At 48.7% G+C, this 21,195-nt stretch carries 19 protein-coding genes; 3 read left to right on the forward strand and 16 right to left on the reverse strand.

The genetic code is table 11. From position 1 onward, the window contains the following. Window positions 1-57 precede the first annotated feature (57 nt). The 11 genes from HMPREF2661_RS06650 to HMPREF2661_RS06700 all read right to left on the reverse strand — a co-directional run bounded on the left by HMPREF2661_RS06650 (window position 58) and on the right by HMPREF2661_RS06700 (window position 14,167). Window positions 58-1,578: a Na+/H+ antiporter NhaC family protein gene (locus HMPREF2661_RS06650; protein ID WP_070822865.1), complete on the reverse strand. Its 1,521-nt coding sequence runs from the start codon at window positions 1,576-1,578 to the stop codon at window positions 58-60. A 133-nt stretch (window positions 1,579-1,711) separates the two neighbouring features. Further along, window positions 1,712-3,211 carry a DegQ family serine endoprotease gene (locus HMPREF2661_RS06655; protein ID WP_070822867.1) on the reverse strand — a complete coding sequence of 500 codons (1,500 nt, stop codon included), beginning with the start codon at window positions 3,209-3,211 and terminating at the stop codon, window positions 1,712-1,714. Between the two features lie 245 nt (window positions 3,212-3,456). Further along, window positions 3,457-4,710: a glutamyl-tRNA reductase gene (gene hemA, locus HMPREF2661_RS06660; protein WP_003748579.1), complete on the reverse strand. Its 1,254-nt coding sequence runs from the start codon at window positions 4,708-4,710 to the stop codon at window positions 3,457-3,459. Between the two features lie 147 nt (window positions 4,711-4,857). Beyond that, window positions 4,858-5,721 carry an RNA polymerase sigma factor RpoH gene (gene rpoH, locus HMPREF2661_RS06665; protein WP_004519690.1) on the reverse strand — a complete coding sequence of 288 codons (864 nt, stop codon included), beginning with the start codon at window positions 5,719-5,721 and terminating at the stop codon, window positions 4,858-4,860. Between the two features lie 281 nt (window positions 5,722-6,002). Then, window positions 6,003-7,550 carry an apolipoprotein N-acyltransferase gene (gene lnt / locus HMPREF2661_RS06670; RefSeq protein ID WP_070822868.1) on the reverse strand — a complete coding sequence of 516 codons (1,548 nt, stop codon included), beginning with the start codon at window positions 7,548-7,550 and terminating at the stop codon, window positions 6,003-6,005. A 55-nt stretch (window positions 7,551-7,605) separates the two neighbouring features. After that, window positions 7,606-8,472, reverse strand: coding sequence for a DUF808 domain-containing protein (locus HMPREF2661_RS06675; RefSeq protein ID WP_070822870.1), 867 nt, complete (start codon window positions 8,470-8,472; stop codon window positions 7,606-7,608). Window positions 8,473-8,583: 111 nt separating this feature from the next. Further along, a complete protein-coding gene (locus tag HMPREF2661_RS06680; protein WP_070822872.1) occupies window positions 8,584-9,966 on the reverse strand; it encodes a TolC family protein in 1,383 nt (460 codons plus the stop codon). 69 nt (window positions 9,967-10,035) lie between these two features. After that, complete coding sequence (locus HMPREF2661_RS06685) at window positions 10,036-10,332, reverse strand: helix-hairpin-helix domain-containing protein (protein ID WP_070822874.1); 297 nt, start codon at window positions 10,330-10,332, stop codon at window positions 10,036-10,038. A gap of 14 nt (window positions 10,333-10,346) precedes the next feature. Further along, complete coding sequence (locus HMPREF2661_RS06690) at window positions 10,347-10,892, reverse strand: hypothetical protein (RefSeq protein WP_070822877.1); 546 nt, start codon at window positions 10,890-10,892, stop codon at window positions 10,347-10,349. Window positions 10,893-10,966: 74 nt separating this feature from the next. Then, window positions 10,967-12,904: a MacB family efflux pump subunit gene (locus tag HMPREF2661_RS06695; RefSeq protein ID WP_070822880.1), complete on the reverse strand. Its 1,938-nt coding sequence runs from the start codon at window positions 12,902-12,904 to the stop codon at window positions 10,967-10,969. A gap of 81 nt (window positions 12,905-12,985) precedes the next feature. Continuing rightward, on the reverse strand, window positions 12,986-14,167 hold the full coding sequence (locus HMPREF2661_RS06700) for an efflux RND transporter periplasmic adaptor subunit (protein ID WP_070814781.1): 1,182 nt from the start codon (window positions 14,165-14,167) through the stop codon (window positions 12,986-12,988). A 288-nt stretch (window positions 14,168-14,455) separates the two neighbouring features. Here HMPREF2661_RS06700 and HMPREF2661_RS06705 point away from each other — a divergent pair, with 288 nt between their 5' ends. Next, on the forward strand, window positions 14,456-14,878 hold the full coding sequence (locus HMPREF2661_RS06705) for a type IV pilin protein (protein WP_070822883.1): 423 nt from the start codon (window positions 14,456-14,458) through the stop codon (window positions 14,876-14,878). A 117-nt stretch (window positions 14,879-14,995) separates the two neighbouring features. Here the strand turns inward: HMPREF2661_RS06705 and nusB are convergent, their stop codons facing one another. The 3 genes from nusB to HMPREF2661_RS06720 form a co-directional block, all read right to left on the reverse strand. Continuing rightward, window positions 14,996-15,424, reverse strand: a complete 429-nt coding sequence (gene nusB / locus HMPREF2661_RS06710; protein ID WP_003748564.1) for a transcription antitermination factor NusB — start codon at window positions 15,422-15,424, stop codon at window positions 14,996-14,998. A 121-nt stretch (window positions 15,425-15,545) separates the two neighbouring features. Next, complete coding sequence (ribH, locus tag HMPREF2661_RS06715; RefSeq protein WP_003748562.1) at window positions 15,546-16,025, reverse strand: 6,7-dimethyl-8-ribityllumazine synthase; 480 nt, start codon at window positions 16,023-16,025, stop codon at window positions 15,546-15,548. Between the two features lie 93 nt (window positions 16,026-16,118). Continuing rightward, window positions 16,119-16,442 (reverse strand): DUF2185 domain-containing protein, encoded by a 324-nt coding sequence (locus tag HMPREF2661_RS06720; RefSeq protein ID WP_003748560.1) that lies wholly within the window; start codon window positions 16,440-16,442, stop codon window positions 16,119-16,121. A gap of 253 nt (window positions 16,443-16,695) precedes the next feature. Between HMPREF2661_RS06720 and rnc the strand changes: the two genes are divergently transcribed. Together rnc and era are read left to right on the forward strand one after the other, a co-directional pair. After that, window positions 16,696-17,415 (forward strand): ribonuclease III, encoded by a 720-nt coding sequence (rnc, locus tag HMPREF2661_RS06725; RefSeq protein ID WP_049322811.1) that lies wholly within the window; start codon window positions 16,696-16,698, stop codon window positions 17,413-17,415. 64 nt (window positions 17,416-17,479) lie between these two features. Then, window positions 17,480-18,409: a GTPase Era gene (era, locus tag HMPREF2661_RS06730; RefSeq protein ID WP_036493257.1), complete on the forward strand. Its 930-nt coding sequence runs from the start codon at window positions 17,480-17,482 to the stop codon at window positions 18,407-18,409. A gap of 53 nt (window positions 18,410-18,462) precedes the next feature. On the opposite strand, the gene coaBC is transcribed toward era, so the two are convergent. Next, complete coding sequence (coaBC, locus tag HMPREF2661_RS06735) at window positions 18,463-19,641, reverse strand: bifunctional phosphopantothenoylcysteine decarboxylase/phosphopantothenate--cysteine ligase CoaBC (RefSeq protein ID WP_049322812.1); 1,179 nt, start codon at window positions 19,639-19,641, stop codon at window positions 18,463-18,465. A 34-nt stretch (window positions 19,642-19,675) separates the two neighbouring features. Next, window positions 19,676-20,905, reverse strand: a complete 1,230-nt coding sequence (locus tag HMPREF2661_RS06740) for a tetratricopeptide repeat protein (protein ID WP_049322813.1) — start codon at window positions 20,903-20,905, stop codon at window positions 19,676-19,678. Window positions 20,906-21,195: the final 290 nt, after the last annotated feature.

The following is a 21,195-nucleotide window of genomic DNA, read 5'->3' on the forward strand; positions in this document are numbered from 1 at the left end:
ATTCAGACGGCCTGAGCGTGTCGGAATATCTCAGGCCGTCTGAATATTGGTTTTGAATTAGGCAGTTGCTTTTTTCTTGTCTTTTAAGATGAAAATCAACACAACCATTACGATGCCGGTTACCACAAAACCTAAAGGCGCAGAGCCGGTCATGCCTAAAATCAGGTAGCCGATAGCGGCAGAGGCGGCAACGGTTAGTGCGTAAGGGAATTGCGAGGTAACGTGGTCGATGTGGTTACAGTGTGCGCCGGTAGAAGAGAGGATGGTGGTGTCGGAAATCGGCGAGCAGTGGTCGCCAAATACGGCACCGGCCATGACGGCGGACATGCAAGGGATAATCAGCGAAGGTTCGACTTTGACGGCCATGGCGGCGGCAATCGGCAACATGATGCCGAATGTGCCCCAACTTGTGCCGGTAGCGAAGGCCATCACGCCTGCGAGCAGAAACAAAATCACGGGTAGGAAGCCTGCGTGGATATTGCCTGCCACCAAAGTGGAGAGGTATTCGCCGGTGTGCATCTCGCTGACAACGGTGCTGATGATCCATGCCAAAATCAAGATGGTAATGGCACCGCGCATAGAGATGATGCCCTGCCAAATGGCTTTAGGGTAATCGTTGGTTTTGATGGTGCCGATGGTGCAGAGGATGACGGCCAATACACCGCAAGTACCGCCGAATACGAGGGAAGTGTTCACGTCGGTATTTTCAAACGCGCTGAGCAAAGAGAAGGTTTCAGAAGCTTGTGCGCCAGTGTAAATCATAGCGGAAACAGTGGCGATGATCAGTACTAAAACCGGCACAATCAGCGCGAATACGCGGCCGTTAGGATGGCCTGTTTCAATGGTTTCATCATGAGTTTCGTTCAAAGCGGCGCGTTCCAAACGAGCCATAGAGCCGATGTCGAAGGAGAACCAGGCAACGACAAACACCATAATTAATGCGAAGACGGCGTAGTAATTCATCAGGCTCATGGCCACGAATGCGCCCATTGGTGTGTAGTCTGTGATGTTGTAAGTCACCAAAAGGCCTGCCAAAGTAGCAATAATCGACGCCCCCCAGCTGGATACAGGCATCAAAACGCACATCGGCGCGGCAGTGGAGTCAAGGATATAAGCCAGTTTGGCGCGGGAAACTTTGAATTTGTCGGTTACAGGGCGGGCAATCGCACCGACGGCAAGGCTGTGGAAATAGTCGTCAATAAAGGTAACGAATACCAGACAGGCGGTCAGCAGCTTCGCCCCGCGACGGCCTTTGATGTGCTGTTTTGCCCAATCGGCAAATGCTTGGTTACTGCCGGAATGCGTCAGCAGGGAAGTGAAAATCCCCAAAAGCACCAAAAAGAGCAGGATTTTGGGTTTGCCCAAAGACCAATCGCCGTCCGCCCAAGTCAGGCTGACCGCCATGTCTTTTAAGTGAATCAAGGCATCGAGTGGATTACCGCCTACCAGCAGGAATGAGCCGACGATAATGCCGACACCGAGGGACAGCAATACACGGCGCGTGGCAATGGCCAAGGCGAGCGCAATGGCTGCCGGGACGATGGATAAAATAGAATTCGAATAATTAATAAGTTGCATAATTATATTGTATATAAGCGGTGAAATATTTTCAGACGGCCTAAATTGGAAGACGGATAACAAAATACCCACCGCCTCTGACAGATGGGTATTTTATCATCTAACACATCATCATGCCGTCTGAAAAATCGGACTACTGCAGATTTAGCGCGAGGAACAAAGTATTGCCGTCGCGTTGTACCAAAAGCGGTACGTTTTTGCCTGAGCTTTCCAATGCGCTACGGAAAGTGGATTCGTCATTGACGCTGATTTGGCTGACGGCAATGATTTCGTCGCCGCGTTTGAGGCCGGCACGTTCGGCCGCACCGCTAACGCGCAGAACGATCAAGCGTTGTTTGCCGTCGGCGTTTTCAACCTGCAAAGTCAGGCCTGCGTTTTCAACGGTAAAGCCGTCATGGCCGCCTTCGTGTTGCGGATGTTCGGCTTCTTTTGCAGAAGTTTCCGTTTGCTCGGCTGCGCTGCCAAGTTTGACTTTGACATCGGTTTGTTTGCCGCCGCGCCAAATACTCAAAGTCACTTCTTTACCCGGCATAATCGAGCCGACCATAACAGGCAAGTCGCTGGAAGCGCGGACTTCTTCGCCGTTAACTTTGCGTACGATGTCGCCAACCTGCAAACCGGCTTGTTGTGCCGCGCTGTTCGGCATGATTTTGGCAATCAGTGCGCCGCTTGCTTTGTCTAAACCGAAAGATTTGGCCAAATCGTAAGAAACTTCTTGAATAACTACGCCTAATTGACCGCGTTGGACTTTGCCGTTGGCTTTTAATTGGTCGGCCACATTCATGGCGACATCAATCGGAATGGCAAACGAAATGCCCATGAAACCGCCGCTGCGGCTGTAAATTTGCGAGTTGATGCCGACTACTTGGCCGCGGAGGTTGAATAGTGGACCGCCTGAGTTGCCGGGGTTGATGGCAACGTCGGTTTGGATGAACGGCGTATAGTTTTCATTCGGCAGGCTGCGGCCTTTGGCGGAGACGATGCCTGAAGTTACGCTGTTGTCAAAGCCGAAAGGTGCGCCGATGGCGGCTACCCATTCACCCGGTTTCAAATCTTTCGGATTGCCGATTTTGACAACCGGCAAGTCTTCTTGCGGCTCGATTTTTAAGAGGGCAACGTCGGATTGAGTGTCTGAGCCGACCAGTTTGGCCGTGTATTCGCGTTTGTCGTTGAGCAGGACTTTGATATTGCCCATGCCGGCAACCACGTGGGTATTGGTCAGGATATAACCGTCTTTGCTGATAATAAAGCCGGAACCGAAATTCAAAGCGTCGCTTTCGGTATCTTCTTGCGGCATGTCGGGCATATTGGGAACAAGGCGCTTGAAGAACTCGTAAAACGGATCATTGTCGGGGAATTGGCTCAGGTCCATGCTGTGGTCGTCATCCGGTGTCGCGGTGCGTTTTGCCGGTGTCGCTTGAATATTGACGACTGCCTGTCCTTCGTTTTGTACCAGTTGGGCGAAGTCGGGCAACAGCATACCGACTTTCCCGTCATCGGTATTGGTTTCTATGCGTTGGACGAGTTCTTTGTTTTCGTCTTTGTCGAAAAAGGTGCTGACTTTGTCGCAACCTGAAAGAAGGGAAGCTGAGAGAACAGCAAGGGCCAGATATGTGTTTGTTTTAATATTCACGAAAGTTCCTTTTGCCGGTGCCTATCGTATTGTCGGCATGCGTTTGAATCGGCAGGCAGTTTTATTGTTTGAATGCTGTTTAAATGTATAAGGTAGGATTTTTACACTTTAACGGTTTTTTTTCAAGCATTTCATTTTAAATGAAAAAATGATAATTGGGATTTTATTGTTTTAAGGCCGTCTGAAAACTTTTGAATATGACCTGTCGGTCGGTTCGCTTTTTTCAGACGGCCTTTAAATTGTGGTCAGTCGTGTTGATCCAAATGGTAGATCTGTGCCACGGCATCGATTAATTCGCTGTTGTCCGAGCCGGCTTTGTTGAGCGTGCGTGTCGGAGAGTGGAGCAGTTTGTTGGTCAACTGAATGGAGAGGCGTTCGAGGACATCCTCGGCCGATACGCCTTTTGCCAGTTGTTTCATGGCATTTTCCAGCACTTGGCGGCGTGCGCGTTCGCCTTCGTCGCGCAAGGCGCGGATAAGCGGAACGCTTTGGCGGTTTTTCTGCTGGCGGATAAATTCGCTGACCTTTTCTTCCACCATGCTTTCAGCTGCCGCCGCTGCCTTTTTGCGCGCGTCTTTACCGCTTTGGACAATATCCATCATGTCGTCCACGGTATAGAGATATGCGTCTTCCAATTCGCCGACTTCGGCTTCGATATCGCGCGGAACGGCCAAATCCAGCAGGAAAACAGGCATGTTGTGGCGTTTTTTCAATGCGCGTTCGACCATGCCTTTGCCGACGAGGGGCAGTTGGCTGGCAGTGGAAGAAACAACCACGTCGTAATCGTGAAGAATATCGGGTAATTCGTTCAGCAGGCAGGCTTCGGCGTTGACACCGAGTTTGTCGCACAATTCCTGCGCGCGCTGGTGTGTGCGGTTGGCAACAGTAATGAGCTTGGGATTTTTAGCGGCAAAATAAGTGGCCACCAGCTCAATCATTTCGCCTGCGCCAATAAAGAGGACGTTCAGATCGGAAATGGAAGGGAAGATTTGCTCTGCCATTTTGACCGATGCAGAGGCCATGGATACGGAGTTTTCGCCGACAGCAGTGTCGGTACGCACTTCTTTGGCAACGGCAAAGGTTTTTTGAAACAGGGCGTTTAAGTGGGTATTGATGCTTTCCTGTTCTTGCGCAACGCGGACGGCATCTTTGATTTGACCGAGAATTTGCGGTTCGCCCAAGACCATGGAGTCCAAACCGCAGGCGACACGGAAGGCGTGGCGGACGGTTTCATTATTATCCAAGGTATAGAGGTAAGGGCGGATTTCTTCGGCAGGCAGGTCGTGATATTGCGCCAACCAGTCGATGATTTTTTCGGTTTCACCGACGCAGTAAAGCTCGGTGCGGTTGCAGGTAGAAAGAATGACTGCTTCTTCCGCCGCCTCGCTGCGCGCGAGGTTGGACACGGCATCCGGCAGATTTGCAGCTGCAAATGCCAGTTTTTCGCGTATGCTCAAGGGCGCGGTTTGGTGATTGAGTCCGACGACGGTAAGTTGCATGGTTATGGTATGACTGGGTAGTGTGTGTGGTGGGTATTATAGCTTAAGTGGGCTTTAAAATGAATGTGTTGGGGGAGAAGATACAATGAGGTTTGTCATCGAAAAGGCCGTCTGAAAAGATTCAGACGGCCTTTTATCAAGAAAGGCTTAAACGGCTTCAGCTTCTTCTGCCAAGAAACCGCGCAATTTTTGCATGGCTTTGGCTTCGATTTGGCGGATGCGTTCGGCAGATACGCCGTATTCGGCAGCCAATTCGTGCAGGGTCAAACCGCCATCGTCTTGCAACCAGCGGCTTTCAACGATGCGGCGGCTGCGGTCGTCCAGTTGCGCCAAGGCATTTTGCAGACCTTCGGTTTGCAGGGCGTAGTGGGCTTGTTTGGACAACTGACGGCTAGGCTCTGCATCGTGGTCGGCCAACCAGTCGATAGGGGCAAAGTTGTCCTCGTCATCGTTGTTTTCTGCCATGATGCCGATATCGTGACCGGTCATGCGTTGCTCCATTTCCAAGACTTCGGACAATTTGACGCCCAAATCGTCGGCGATTTCTTGCGCTTCTTTTGGAGACAAGGCATTCAGGTTTTTACGCATGCTGCGCAGATTGAAGAACAGTTTGCGTTGCGGTTTGGTGGTGGCAACGCGGACCAAACGCCAGTTGCGCAAAATGAATTCGTGGATTTCGGCTTTAATCCAATGCACGGCAAACGAAAACAGGCGCGCGCCGCGGCTCGGTTCGTAGCGTTTGACGGCTTTCATCAGGCCGATATTGCCTTCTTGAATCAGGTCGGCTTGGTTGAGGCCGTAGCCGTCGTAACCGCGTGCAATGGATACGACGACGCGAAGATGGGACAGAATAAGCTGTTTGGCGGCGTTGAGGTCGCCTTTTTGTTGACGTTCGGCCAGTTGCGTTTCTTCTTCAGCAGTCAGCATGGGAATGCTGTTGACTGTATGAATGTATTGCTCGAGGCTACCGTTGCCGCTGTGGATAACGGGTAATGCAAAAGCTTTATTCATAAAAGGATGCTCTCCTTGATTAGGCCGTCTGAAAACGGCTTTTTGTTTATTGTGTGACAAGCAGTATAACACTGCCTGTGGTTTGTTTTGTTATGGGTTGGATTTTTTCTGTAAATTAAACGATGGATTCAATAGTTTTTGCTGCTTAAATTGCAGGGGTTGATTGTCTTTGAAAATTTGAGTGATTTGCTAGGTTTTGGATAAGTATATTACAAACATTTCTGTATGTAAATAGTTATATCAATAAAAAAGACCTTGTTAAACAAGGTCTTAAAATTTTTTTATTCTGGTTTCTTCCGGCCAATCAGAATGAGGAATACGCTGATGGCGGCTAAAATACTGATAAGCCAGGTTGAGCCTCCTGCTTTCATATAAGGCGTTTCACCGATGTAGCCTTTGACGTGGCCTTCCAGGACGGTTTCTGTATCCGGCTGGGCTTCGGCAACAATCGTGCCTTTAGGGGAAATAATGGCGGTTGCGCCGGTATTGGTGGCGCGAACCATGTAGCGGCCCAGTTCCATCGCGCGTGCTTGGGACTGTTGAAGCTGCTGGTACATGGCATTGGATTTGCCGTACCACGCCATATTGCTGATGTTGGCAAGCAGGGTGGAGCGTTTGGCCGTTGCGATGAGTTCGTCGCCGAAACCGTCTTCATAGCAGATGTTGAAGGCGACTTTTTGATCTTTCATTGTCAAAGGCGCTTGGTTGTCGCCGCCTTTTTGGAAGTCGGCCAAAGGCATATCCATCATTTTATAGAGGCGCTCGGTAATGATGGGCAATGGCTTGTATTCACCAAATGGAACCAGGTGGTTCTTGGCGTAGTAGGGGATGGTATCGGAAGTGCTGTTGTGATAGTCGCTCAAATTGATGACGGCATTTTCGTAGCCGTTGCCGTCGGGCGTATATTGGCTGATACCGATGGCCAATGCGCTGCCGTTGCTTTGCGCCTGTTCGGCGAATTGTTCTAAGATGCCTTCGGGCAGGTCCTGGCGCATCAGCGGCAAGGCGGTTTCGGGCAGGATGACGATGTCGGCACTGGTTTTGCTGATTTGTTCGTAGTATTTCTGAATGGTCGGAATGATTTGCTCTTCTTTCCATTTCAGATTTTGCTCGATATTGCCTTGAATTAGGGCGACGGTGCTGGTGCTGCCGTCAGGGCGGGTGTATTCGGTTTGTTGGGAAATGTAGCCGACGGAGCAGAGCGCAACGATAAGGCATAAGGGCAGCAGGCGGTGTTTCAGACGGCCGTGGTTGTCAATCAGCAACACCAGCCATGCGCTGAGGAAAGCGGTTGCCAGCGTAACCATATGAATGCCGCCCAACGGCGCGAAGCCTGCCAACGGGCTGTCTTTGATGATTTGGGAATAGCCGATGGCGCCCCAGCCGAATCCGGTCAGGAAGCGTTCGCGGGCAAATTCTGCCAGCGTCCACAAAATCGGCAGCAGGAGGCCGGTTTTGGCCCAGCGAGCCAGGTTGCATTTTCTCCACACCCAAAAACAGATGGCCGGATAAAGCGCAAGAAATGCCGGCAGCAGGAAGGTGAGGGGGATGGCGTATGAATCCGGCAGCCCCGAAACATCATGCAGGGCAGTGTGTATCCAATAAAACTGCGCCGTATAACCGATTAATCCGAACAGATAGGCAGTCATGACGGCAAAGCGCGGACGCAATTCAATCAGGCGTATCAGCGCGCCAAACAACAGCGGCATCAGCCAGAAATGATAATACGGGGCAAAAGTGAACGGCGTTGCGGCGGCAATCAAGATGACCAGCGGCCAGTACAGCAGCGGGTGTTGCCAGTATTGTTCGAGTTTACGGAAAATATTCATGCTTTAAATGGTATTGAGGCCGTCTGAAAGGTTTTCAGACGGCAGGGAAACAAAATCAGTCTTTTTGAAACAGTTTCATTGCAGGCAGGACAATGGCGCAGGCCAATGCACCGGCGGCTACTCCGATCACCAAATTGGCGATATGTTCCATCATGCCGCTGTCCCAATGTTGCGCGTGGAGGAAGTCGTGCAAAAAACCAAGGTTGTGGGCGATCAGTCCGCCGCCGACCAAGAACATCGCCAGCGTGCCGACAATGCTCAAGCCGCGCATAAACCAAGGCATAAATGAAATCAAACCACGTCCGATGCCTTGTACGGCGGCACTTTTTTGGCGCATCAGCATCATACCGAGGTCGTCAAGTTTAACGATAATGCCGACCAAGCCGTACACCAACACCGTCATGCCGATACCGATGGCAACCATAACCAAAGAACGTGTTATCAGGTCATATTTTTCAACAACGCCCAGCGCGATAATGATGATTTCGGCGGAGAGGATGAAATCCGTGCGGACCGCGCCTTTAACTTTTGTTTTTTCGTCTGTAACTTCAGGCTCGGCATCGTGTCCGTCTTCGTGTTCATTGCGGTGCAGAAATTTGTGCAGTAGTTTTTCCACGCCTTCAAAACACAAATAAACACCGCCGATCATCAGCAAGGGCGTAATCAGTGCAGGCACGAAAGCGGAAAGCAACAGCGCAAGCGGCACCAGAATCAGTTTGTTGACCAAAGAGCCTTTTGCCACGGCCCAAATAATCGGCAATTCGCGCTCGGCAGATACGCCGGTTACCTGATTGGCGTTGAGCGCCAAATCGTCGCCGACCACGCCGGCGGTTTTCTTGACGGCGACTTTGGTCATCATCGCTACATTGTCCAAAACGGCGGTAATGTCGTCCAAAAGCGTAAAGAGAGAGGCGAAGGCCATAATGTTGTCCGGATAAAATCAAATAAACGCGCGATTATATATGAAAATTCAGTTGCTTGAATGGTTTCAGACGGCCTTTGACGGAAATTAACCAAAGGCCGTCTGAAAATGCTATTTCGGCGTATAACGTCCCGCCATGGCTTTATATACCATATTTTCGTATTTTAAAGCCTCATAGCGTTGGTTCAGCAGGTTTTGAGCCGAGCTGTATTCCGTATTCAAAGCCTCCAGCCAGTCTTTCAGTTCGTTTTTACCGTGTTGGTAGCGGACTTGATAGTAATGGCTGTTTTTCTTGTCCAACTGATAACGCTGTTCCTGATTGGCAAGGCCGGCCTGTGCGTTTTTGTAGGCAAGGTAGTTGGTGTTGACTTCGTTGAGCGCTGTGGTCAGGGCTTTTTCAAAATTCAGCTTGGCGCTGTCCATCTCCGCTTGTACGGTTTTGTCTTTCCATTTCATGGTCTGCCAATTAAGGAAAGGCAGATTGATGGTGGCTGAGCCGCCCAACATGGGGATATTGAACGTACTTTTCGCTTTATCGGAAGACGTACTCAAACTTGCACCCAAAGTAATCGACGGATACCAACTGCGTTTTTGCGCGTTGACCGATTGTTGCGACGCTTGCAGGCGGTATTCGGCGGCGCGCAGGTCGGGGCGGTTGGCCAAAACGGTAATCGGTACGTCCAAGTTCACGCCTTTGACAGGCAACAGGCGGAATTGTGCCGGATCGGCGGCCATGTTTTCAGACGGCCTTAAATTCAACAAATTACGCAAAACCTGTTTTTGCGTATCCAAATTGTTTTGCAAAGACAACAGGCTGTTTTCCGCGCTCAGCAATGACTGTTTGGCTTGGGTCGGCTGGCTTGAATCGGCCCGGCCGTAGCGGAACTTGGCATTTGCAATGCGGTTGATTTCCTGATATTGCTTTAACGATTTTTTTGCCAACTCGATGGCTTCGTTCAGATAGGCGATATTGAAATACGCATCGGCGACATTATTAATCAAAGTCAGGCGTGTGTTGGCCATGTCTTCATGCGTGGCTTGATATTCCCATACCTGAGCATCGGCAGTGGCACTGAGTTTACGCCATAAATCCAATTCGTAGCTCAAGCCAAGCTGGCTGCTGAAGGTATTGCCGTGGCTGCCAGTTTTCAGGTTTTTAGAAGCGTTTGCGCCCAATGAGCCGCTGAACGAAGGCACCAAATCCGCACCCAAAATATTGGCTTGGTACAAAGCCTTGTTGACGCTGATGGCGGCCTGTTTCAAATCGACATTGTTCGCCAACGCCTGCTCCATCAGCGCATTAAGCTGCGGGCTTTGGTAGATTTCCCACCAGTTGCCGTTGACATCGTAGCGTTCGGCAGTTTCGGCAGCGCTCATGACTTGGCCGGTCGCTTCCAGCGTCAGGTTCGGATTGGCTTTAGGCGCGGCGCACGCACTTAGGGCAAGGGCAACAGCCAATGACAAGGCTGCTTGGGAAAAAGGTTTCGTCTTCATAAAAAATCTTTCGGGTAACAGAGTTTCGGACGGCATAGATGGTTTCAAATGCTAACCAAATAATGTTGGCTACTTTTGTTTATCTGCCAAGAACGCCTTTCGCTGTTCCGTAAAATGCCACCACAGCTTCGGTTCGTTCCCTTGCATAAAATCAACCAGCGATAGGAAAATATCGATCATGCAGGGATCATGTCGGGTTGCGGTCAGGCTGCACAGGCGGTCGTACATTTCATAAGCGTCCTGTCCTGCCAAATCCTGCGGCTGCGTGATACCGAGCAAAGCTAAATCCTCCGCCACAGCTTTGCCGACATTGGGCAGGTCGCTCAGCTTATTTAATTTATCTCTTTGTACTTTATTGGGATGCATGTTTGAATTTAAGTTTATGCAGTGAGGGTTGAAATTATTTCTTGGTAGACTTCTTCTAAAAGTCGTTCCTCTTCTTCAGTATCAGCGTCAATTTCAGTAACTGGATACCAACAATTATTCGAGATATTGGCATATTTTTCAAAGGCTTTATTTTGTCGTAATCGACTCATTACACGACGACAGGTATATAGAAAGCCGTTACCAAATGTTTCAAATTCTGCATCCAGATTTTTATTTCCCAACTCCTGCATAATGTCGGCAATGGCATAACGGTGTTTTTCTTTGAAAGGTTTAAATGTTTGATAAACAGCTTCATTCCATTCATCACTCCAATCGGGTGGTTGTATATCATTTTCACGCAAAAATGAGCCATCTTCTCCATTTTCAGCACGATTAAAAGACAAGCCGCAAGTGCCGTAATAAGAATGAACGTTTAAGGCAATACCGTTAATCACAGTGCCTTCAGATTCCTTAGCCATGATTTGAATGGCTTGGATACACAACTCGTATAGCAATGCTTCGATTTGATATTGCGATTCATATTGTTGCCAGTTTTGCATTATTTATCCTTATCGTGCTTTGGTGATGTACATACCATAGGTTATCTGAATATTGTTTGTTACATCTAACTGAATCAATCCTGAGCCAGCGCATCAATCGGGTTGAGCTTGGAAGCCTTGTTGGCAGGCATAAAGCCGAACGCGACGCCGATGGCGGTGGAGCAGACGACTGCGCCGATGACGGAAGTCATGGAAATGCTCATCGGGAAGTCGGTAACAAAATAGTTGAACACCAGGCTGATGCTTGCGGACAACAATACGCCTGACAGGCCGCCGATGATACAGATTAAGACTGCCTCAATTAGGAACTGTTGCAAAATATTGTTGCGGCGTGCGCCGATTGCCATGCGGACGCCGATTTCTTTAGTGCGCTCGGTAACGGAAACCAGCATGATGTTCATCACGCCGATGCCGCCGACCACCAAAGAGATGACCGCAATGGAAGAAATCAGCAGCGTCATGGTGCCGGTTGTGCTTTCAACCATTTCTTTGATGCTGTCGCTGTTGTTCATAAAGAAATCTTCTGTACCGTGGCGTGCTTTCAGCAGCTCGGTCAGGCTTTTTTCGGCAACTTGCGTGTTGGCATCGTCTTTGATTTTGACAACGATGGAGTTGGTATAGCTCTCGCCGGTAATTTGGTGCATGACCGTTGTATACGGCGACCAAAGCATCAGCGAGTCGGAATTACCAAACGAGTTGTCATCCTTTTTCATAATGCCGATGACGGTTAGCGGGCGTTTTTTGAAAAGGATGGTTTTACCTAAAGGATTGACACCTTCGCCGAAGAGTTTGGTTTTGGTGTTTTGGTCGATGACGACGACTTGGGCATCGGTTTTTACATCGTCATCATCAAACAGACGGCCTTCTTCCAATTTCAAACCGCGCACGTCGAAATATTGTTCGCCTACGCCGTAAAGCGAGGCGGTCAGGTCGGTGTTGCGGTAGGTCAAGGTGCCGCTGGAGTTGGTTTGAGGGGTGGCAGAGGCGACGTAGCTTTGTTGGCTGATGGCTTTTGCGTCATTAATCGTCAGTGTCTTGATCCGTCCGCTTCTACGGTCGCCAAAACCACGGCCGGGGAAGATACTGATGGTGTTTGTACCCATCGAGTTGATGTCTTCCAAGATTTTTTGTTGCGAGCCATTACCCAAGGCCACTACCGATACCACCGAAGCGATACCGATGATAATCCCCAGCATGGTCAGCAGCGAACGCATTTTGTGCGCCATAATCGCCTGTACCGACATTTTGAATGCTTCCATAAATTGATCGTAATAAAACGACCAGGAAGCTTTTTCTTTAATCCTCTCCACTTTGCTTGGCGGAATATCGGGATTTTTAGACGTATCCGAAATAATCTGACCGTCGCGGATTTCGATGACGCGGTTTGCGTTTGCCGCAATGCCCGGATCGTGGGTGACCATAATCACGGTATGCCCGTCTTCGTGCAGCTTGTGGATGATTTCCATCACGTTTTTACCGCTGGCGGTATCCAATGCGCCGGTCGGCTCGTCGGCAAAGATGATTTCGCCGCCGTTCATCAACGCGCGGGCAATCGAAACGCGCTGTTGCTGACCGCCGGAAAGCTCGCTGGGTTTGTTGCCTTCTTTATTTTGCAAACCCAAATCGCCCAATAATTTTTCCGCATGTTCCGCGCGCTCTTTGCTGTCCATGCCCATATACACGGCAGGCAGGGCGACGTTGTCCCGGGCGGTCAGCGAGCTTAACAGGTTGTAACGCTGGAAAATAAAGCCGAAACGCTCACGGCGCAAAGCCGCCAGCTCATCCGGCTGCATTTGCGATGTTTCGATGCCGTCGATTTGATAAGAGCCGGAGGTGGCGGTATCCAGACAGCCCAAGATATTCATCAGTGTCGATTTGCCTGAGCCGGACTGGCCGATAATCGCCACAAAGTCGCCTTTCTCAATAGAAAGGCTGACATCTTTCAATACGTGCACACGGTTTTCACCGCTACCGAAAAAACGGTTGATATTCTTACATTCGATTAAACTCATAATCTTTCCGGGCGAAAAATAGAAATATAGGAACTAAGGCCGTCTGAAACACAGCCAAACCTTTCAGACGGCCTTAATCAATCAGCGAGGAGGGCCGCCACCCATCATCGCGCGTTCGCTGCTCTTATTCTTTTCATCTGCGCTCATTTCAGAAACGATCACTTTTTCGCCTTCTTTCAAGCCGCTTTTGATTTCGGTATTCATGCTGTCTTTCAAACCGACGGTTACTTCGCGTTCTACCGCTTTATTGTCTGCGCCCAAAATGCTGACATAGGATTTGCCGTTATGTTTTTTCACGGTCAGCGTCGGTACCAGTAAAACATTCTTCACGCCGTTGATTTCGATCGTGTTTTGAGTGGTCATACCGATAGAAAGTTTGCCTTCGGGATTCGGTACAAGTGCGCGGGCATAGTAGTAAATCGCATTGGAAGTCGTGTCCGTGCTGCTGGTGTAGTTGCCCAAAGACATGGTGGTCAGGCCGGGGTCGACACTGTCCAATTTTGCTTTAATCGGGGTGTCCGGCTCGGACAAAATGGTGAACGAAATATCCTGACCGGCTTTGACTTTCGTAATATCGCCTTCGGCAATCTGCATTTTGTTTAACATGGTTTCCAGATTGGCCAGTTGGATAATGGTCGGCGTAGATTGCGCCGCATTGACGGATTGGCCTTCCTCAACAGGAATGGCGACTACGGTGCCGTCCATGGTAGCGGTAATCCGCGTGTGGCCCAGTTCGGATTCGGCCGTATTGATGGAGATTTTGGATTGTTTGATGGAGGCCTTCAGCTCGGCGACATTGGCTTTGGCTGCGGCTAAAGAGTCTTGTGCAGATTCCAAATCTTCTTTGGAAGTGGCCTGTTCTTTCCATAAGGCAAGTTCGCGCTTATATTTTTTCTCCGCACTGGAAAGCGCGATTTCTGCAGAAACCAATTTTGCCTGATAAGTTTCCAGTTTGGATTTTTCGGTATTTAACGTGTTGAGCTGATTGGTTGAGTCGATTTCTGCAATCAAATCGCCTTTTTTCACTTGTTGGCCCAGTTTCACATACAGTTTTTTAATCTGGCCTGAAGCTTCTGCGCCTACGGATACCAAATTGGAAGGCGAGATTTCGCCGGTTGCCGATACGGTTTGACGGATATCGCCGCGTTTGACCACTTCCGTAATAAAAGAAGACTGAGGCTCAGGCTTCATCAAAGACCAGCCGCCGAAAGCCGCAGCCACGATAACAGCCGTACCGGCCGCCCACTTGAAAACTTTAGACATATAAAAGGAACCAATTCAATAAAATAACGTCGCAGACAAGCAACAAATGTATTGATAGAGACAAAAAACAACTGGATTTTACTGTAAAGACTAAGGCCAACCAAGAGACAGTTGGCTTAAATTGAAGTTTAACTTATTGAAATAAAAAATAAAAGGATGAAGATATTTTTCAGAACTTGTACCTCGTTTACATAAATTCCCAAACTCCCTCCGAATCTGAACATTTAAGCCGCAAGAAAACGACTATAATATTCATGTCTTATTCCAATTATTAACGACACAAATAAAATGAAACACCAACAAGGCTTCACGCTTATCGAGCTGCTGATAGTCGTTTTGATTGCAGCCATTCTCGCTACCATCGCCTATCCGTCTTATCAAAACTACATCCGCCAAACGCGTCTCGCATCCGTCCGCACCCAGATGCTGCATAATGCCCAACAGCTCGAACGCTACTATACTCAAAAAAGTACTTTTGTAGGGTTTCCTCCTGAAAATTTGCAGCAGAATCAATATTTCAATATTAGTTTTTCCGAAGGTACGGATTCTATGCCTAATCCTTCCGATTCAGGTTATATTTTGAAGGCTGTACCCAATAAAGAAACCAATGCCGATGAAACTTGTACCGTTTATTACAACGACAGCGGTATCATCTGGGCAAACAGCGATAAACAAAACTGCCCCGGTTATGAAATACCAAAATCGGAATAAATCGAAATATAAAAGGCCGTCTGAATTTCAGACGGCCTTTTGGATGGTTTGGCTGTATAAGCAGATTAGCCTCAACAGGGCAAAGATTGGTAATCTCGACCCGATGTGAAGTCAATTTTAGCCTTTGCGGCGCGGTTCGTCAGGGCGGATGCGGGAAGCCAGTTGGTCGAGGATGCCGTTGACGAATTTATGGCCATCGGTACCGCCGAAAGTTTTGGTAACTTCGATGGCTTCATTGATGATGACGGGGTATGGGGTTTCAGGCATGGTGCTCAGCTCATGGCAGGCAACCAGCAAAACGGCGCGTTCGATAGGGCTGAGGTCTTTTTCGTCACGGTCGAGCAGGGGACTGATTTTTTCCATGTATTCTTCGGCATGGGTTTGTGCGCCGAAAAACAGTTTGTTGAACAGCTCTTCATCCATATTGGAAGATTGGGACAGTTCGTGGATGTTTTTAGCGATTTCGGGAGCGGCGGTTTTGTTGATGCCTGCTTGATAAATGGCTTGTACGGCAAGCTCGCGTGCGCGGCGGCGTGGGCTTTTCATGGGTATTCCTTGTGAAGAGGGTGCCGAGGGTTGTCGGCTGAATATTGAATGATTCAGACGGCCTCAATGTCATGATTGGGAGGCCGTCTGAAAATATGCTGTATTCAATACGGGGAGAAGTTTATTCTTCGTCGTCTTCGTATTGTTCTGACAAAAGATGATTGACCAAGTTGGCACATTCTACGGCAACTTTGGCGGCATCGGAGGCTTTTTCTTCGATGCGGGCAACGGCTTGTTCGTCGTTTTCAGTTGTCAGGATGGCGTTGGCAATCGGGATGTTGTAGTCAAGGGCAACGCGGCTGACACCTGCGCCGGACTCATTAGATACCAATTCAAAGTGGTAGGTTTCGCCACGAATCACAACGCCGATGGCGATCAGGGCATCGAATTGTTCGGATGAAGCGAGGTTCATCAGCGCGATAGGCACTTCAAGCGCGCCGGGGACGGTGGCAAGCGTGATGTTGTCTTCGGCTACGCCCAATTCTTTTAAGGTGCGGCAACAAACTTTGACCATTTCGCTGCCGATTTCGTTGGTGAAGCGGGCCTGAACGATGCCGATGCGCAAGTTGGTACCGTCGAGGCGAGGTTCGATAATGTTCATGATGATTCCTTCAATATTGGTGAAATAGGGATTCGGCTCGGTCTCAGACGGCCTTGTTATAAAGAAGGCCGTCTGAAACGAAATGGGGATGGATTATTCTTGCGGCTGCCAATCGGCAACGGCTTGGAACTCGCCGTCTTCGTTCAGTTCCCACGCGCTGCCTTCTGCCTGAGTCAGCAGAGGCGCGATGTCGGGATTGTCTGCAGTAATGGCGGAGAGGCTGACAATACTGAAGTTGTCGGGATTGTCGGTGTATTCGTCGGTTTCGTCGCCGCTGAAAATACGCCAGCCGCTGTCATTTTCAAATACGGGGGCTTCGCGGTAGAGGAAGCCGACGGGTTCGCCTTGTTCGGCGACGGTGTTGGTAACAATGCAGCGGTCGAGCGCTGCGGCCAATGCTTGGGCAAATTTGTTCATGGAGTTGACAAAGAGATGATTTGGCATGATTTTACACGATTCGCCGCTTTTCCGCACGGATGTGTGCAGGGGCGGTTTGATGGTACAATGTCGGCAAGTGCCGTCAGGTTTGAACATGACGGCTTTTGATTGTTTATCGGCTTGAGGGACGCAAGAAACAATGAGCCAAAATAAAAAAGTTGCCGGTGTAGCCTTTTTATTTTGTTTCACTGCGGATGAGGCGTATTTTCGGGCTGTTTTTTGAAAGTATGGAATGAAACCTGATTTGTTCAAACAGCAGGCGCATCGAGCGATTCAAAAGCGTCTGGGCTATGAGTTCCGCAATATGGAGCTGCTTCAGCAGGCTTTGACCCACCGCAGCTACAATGCCAAACACAATGAGCGTTTTGAATTTGTCGGCGATTCGATTTTGAACTATTCCGTGGCGCGGATGTTGTTTGACGCGTTTCCGAAATTGTCGGAAGGCGAGTTGTCGCGGATGCGCGCGGCTTTGGTAAATGAAGGCGTATTGGCTGAAATCGCGTTGGAAATGAATGTTGGCGACGGTTTGTATTTGGGTGCCGGCGAGTTGAAGAGCGGCGGTTTCAGACGGCCTTCGATTTTGGCCGATGCGATGGAGGCGATGTTTGCGGCGGTCAGCTTTGACGCTGATTTTTCTGCGGCGGAAAAAGTAGTTCGCCATTTGTTTGCGGAACGCGTAAAACGCGCGGATTTGAATATCGGCAAAAAAGACAGTAAAACCGCTTTGCAGGAAGCCTTGCAGGCACGCCGCTTTGCCCTGCCAAAATATCGAATTGAAGAGCAGGCGGAGCAGACGGCCGATGCGATGTTTGTGATTTCCTGCGATTTGGGCGAACTTGGTTTCATCTGCAATGCACGCGGCAGCAGTCGGAAAGTAGCCGAGCAAAAAGCGGCATGTGAAGCCCTAGAATGGTTGGAACAGAAGTTTCCTTTGAAAAAATCTAAAAAATAATATTTCAGACGGCCTTTGAGAAAATGCAAAGGCCGTCTGAAACAATCAAGAAAGTCATATATAAATGGATATCGAAACCTTTTTGCAAAACGAGTCGCAACACCCGACAGATTATCGTTGCGGCTTTGTGGCCATCGTGGGGCGTCCGAATGTCGGCAAATCCACGCTGATGAACCATTTAATCGGTCAGAAAATCAGTATTACCAGTAAAAAAGCACAAACCACGCGCAACCGTGTAACCGGTATTTACACCGACGACACGGCGCAATTTGTGTTTGTCGATACCCCGGGTTTCCAAACCAATCACCGCAATGCTTTGAATGACCGTCTTAATCAAAACGTCACCGAAGCATTGAGCGGCGTGGACGTGGTGGTTTTTGTGGTGGAAGCCATGCGCTTTACCGATGCCGACCGCGTGGTGTTGAAACAGTTGCCTAAGCATACGCCCGTGGTATTGGTGGTCAATAAAATCGATAAAGATAAAGCCAAAGACAAATTTGCACTTGAGGCGTTTATCAATGAAGTGCGCCAAGAGTTTGAGTTTGCCGCCAGCGAGGCAGTCAGCGCGAAACATGGTCTGCGTATTGCCAATCTGCTGGAGCTGCTCAAGCCGTATCTGCCGGAAAGTATCCCGATGTATCCGGAAGATATGGTGACGGACAAATCAAGCCGATTCCTGGCGATGGAAATTGTGCGCGAAAAATTGTTCCGCTATTTGGGCGAAGAGCTGCCGTATGCGATGAATGTTGAAGTGGAGCAGTTTGAGGAAGAGGAAAGCGGACTGTTCCGCATTTATATCGCGGTGTTGGTTGATAAAGACAGCCAAAAGGCGATTTTGATTGGCAAGGGTGGGGAGAAATTGAAGAAAATTTCTACTGAAGCACGCCTTGATATGGAGAAATTGTTTGATACCAAAGTCTTCTTGAAGATTTGGGTGAAAGTGAAATCCGGTTGGGCAGACGATATTCGTTTCCTGCGCGAATTGGGACTGTAATGTGTGTTTGAACAAAGGCCGTCTGAAAAATTTTCAGACGGCCTTCTGTTTGATTAAGACAACAATTCAGCCAAGCGTTTGACGATTTCATCTGCGGCTTGGCGTTTGGATATTTCCGGAAAGGAGGTTTCAGCAAGGTCATCAATAATGGTGATTTGATTGGTTGGCTTACCCATGGAAACGGAAACTTGGTTGGCCACCAGCATCGGTACGTTTTTGCGCAAACGTTTTGCCCGTGCAAATTCCAAAACCTGATGGCTTTCCGCTGCAAAGCCGACGCAGAATGGTGGGGAAGGCAGGGCGGCTACGGATGCGAGAATATCCGGATTTTCTGTCAGCTCGATAACCGGAGGCTGATTGCCGTTTTTCTTCAGTTTCTCGTTGCTGCTGTTTTTGACTTTATAGTCTGCAACGGCTGCAACGGAAATAAAGACATCTTGCGCATGGATGTGGCGGTGGACTGCCTGATACATGGCTTCTGCGCTGACAGCCTGTTCAGAATGAGCCAAGCCTGCTGGCAAGGCCGTCTGAATTTGACCGTAAATCAGTGTGACTTCCGCTCCGGCAGCACGGCACACACGCGCTAAAGCCATACCCATTTGTCCGCTGGAAATATTGGTAATACCGCGGACAGGATCGATGGCTTCAAACGTTGCGCCGGCTGTAATCAGAACTTTTTTGCCGCTCAGTAGCTTGGGTGTCCATAAATCTTCTAGCAAATCTGCCAGATCGACTGCTTCAACCATTCTGCCTGTGCCTGTTTCTCCGCAAGCCTGTTCGCCACTGTTTGGGTAAAACACGGTAATGCCGTCTGAAGCCAGTTGTGCAATATTGCGCAGGTTGGCAGGGTTGTTCCACATTTCGACATTCATTGCAGGCGCAACGGCCAAAGGACATTTTCTGGCTGCGGCCAAAGTAGTCAGCAGGTTGTCGGCCAATCCGTTGGCAATTTTGGCAATCGTATTGGTAGTTGCAGGCGCAATAAGAAATGCGTCGGCTTCGCGCGTCAGATTGATGTGCGCCATGCCATTATTGGAAGCGCCTGAATAGGTATCCGATAACACGGGATTGCCGCTTAATGCTTGGAAAGTCAGCGGAGAGACAAATTCCGTCGCAGAATTCGTCATCACCACTGAAACAGAATGTCCTTGCTTTTTCAGCAGTCTGACCAGTTCACACGATTTATACGCCGCAATACCGCCGGTAATGCCGAGGAGAATGTGTTTGCTCATGATATTGGATGTTTAGTTAAGCTATTGTTTGAAATCAAATTCTCTCGATATTGATTTTTGCCAATCCTGCTTTAATGGCATTACCGTATCTTCTGGGTAAGGAAGCTGAGACAATTCCGTTTTTTACTTCAGTTACGTAACTGCATACCTTAAATTCAGGAACAATATTAAGCGAGTAATCCCGATTGACTAAAGGGGATACACGCGAATATAAAGTCCATCTCGCCAAGCTGTTATCTTCATAATCGGTTGTCGCATTGAAGCTGGTTGCACCTTCGCAGAAAGCAATTTGATAATCTGGGTTGAATTCTCCGGGGATGTCATGCGGATTACGGAAGTTGAACAGTCGGTCATGTGCAAAGAGATTTTGGCGTATATAGGCCCACAATTCTTTTTCTAAGAAATCCTGATCCGCGAAATGCCTTGAAGAATAGCCGCTATCAATAAAGTTTTGAATTCTTTCCCGCATATTAGGGACGGCACCGGCCTTAGCCCCCCACATGCCTGCAAGAATTAAAGCAGTATGCGAGCCCGAATCGCGTATGGTGTGGAATAGGGCGCCACTTTTTATCCATTCCGAAACAGAAGCTGCATCTCGATAACAAATAATAGAATCAGCATCGCGAAATATCACATATTCAGCTTCAGGATCATTTATCGCAAGAAAACGCCACATCGTTCCGGGCCAGTTGCGCAGTTGGGGATCAATATGGATAACCTCCGCACCATTGGCCTTAAACCGTTGGAGGGCTTCGGCCGGAACAGAATCATCAACATAGAAACGGCATGTCCAGCCAGGGAAAAGAACAGGAGCAAGCTGGGTATTTAAGACGGCAGGTTCAATATATTTGGAACTATTACCAAATAAAGAAAACGAGATAATCCGTTTTCCATCTTTTGGCGCCGATGCAGGAATAATTTCATGCTGAAGGTCAGGTATGGCTTTATCTTTCAAGACCAAAGCCTGATGGCCATAAAATCCGGTTCTTTCCCAATTTTCCAAACCGCCGTATGCATGTGCAAGTAAATCCAAAGCAGGGATATAGGCGCAATCCAGCTCCAATGTTTTCATTTCGGCCTCAATGGCTTTTTCCCAATTCAATTGCTTTAGATAGACATAAGCAACTTTGTGATGAAATTCGACAGATTGTGGATTGAGAAGGCAAAGAATCTCCGCACGTTTAAGCGCTTCCTCGTAATTTTCCTCTTCGATAAAAGAGTGATATGCCTGTTCAAATTTTTGTTGGATTTGTTGGTTGCTCATAATAGGACAATTTTAAATTTATGATTGTTTTATTGAAGAAAGTGTAGATTGTAAGAGTAGATAGGACCAAAGCGCCAGCAATATAAAGAGAGATAGCATCTGAATGTAGCAAATAAGAGCAAAGTTGTAGGGCTATTATCTTTGAAGATTCTGTACACCTAGTGAATATATAAAATTTGATAAATTTAAAATTATTTAAATACAGACAGTTGCAGAAATTCTGCAATTTTTTTGAAATTGGGTGTTGACTGGTTTTGTTGGGAGGCGTATAGTTCGGTTCTTCGCTGCTG

Origin of the sequence: Neisseria sp. HMSC061B04 (assembly GCF_001836705.1) — a bacterium.
In the GTDB taxonomy this organism is placed as follows: domain Bacteria; phylum Pseudomonadota; class Gammaproteobacteria; order Burkholderiales; family Neisseriaceae; genus Neisseria.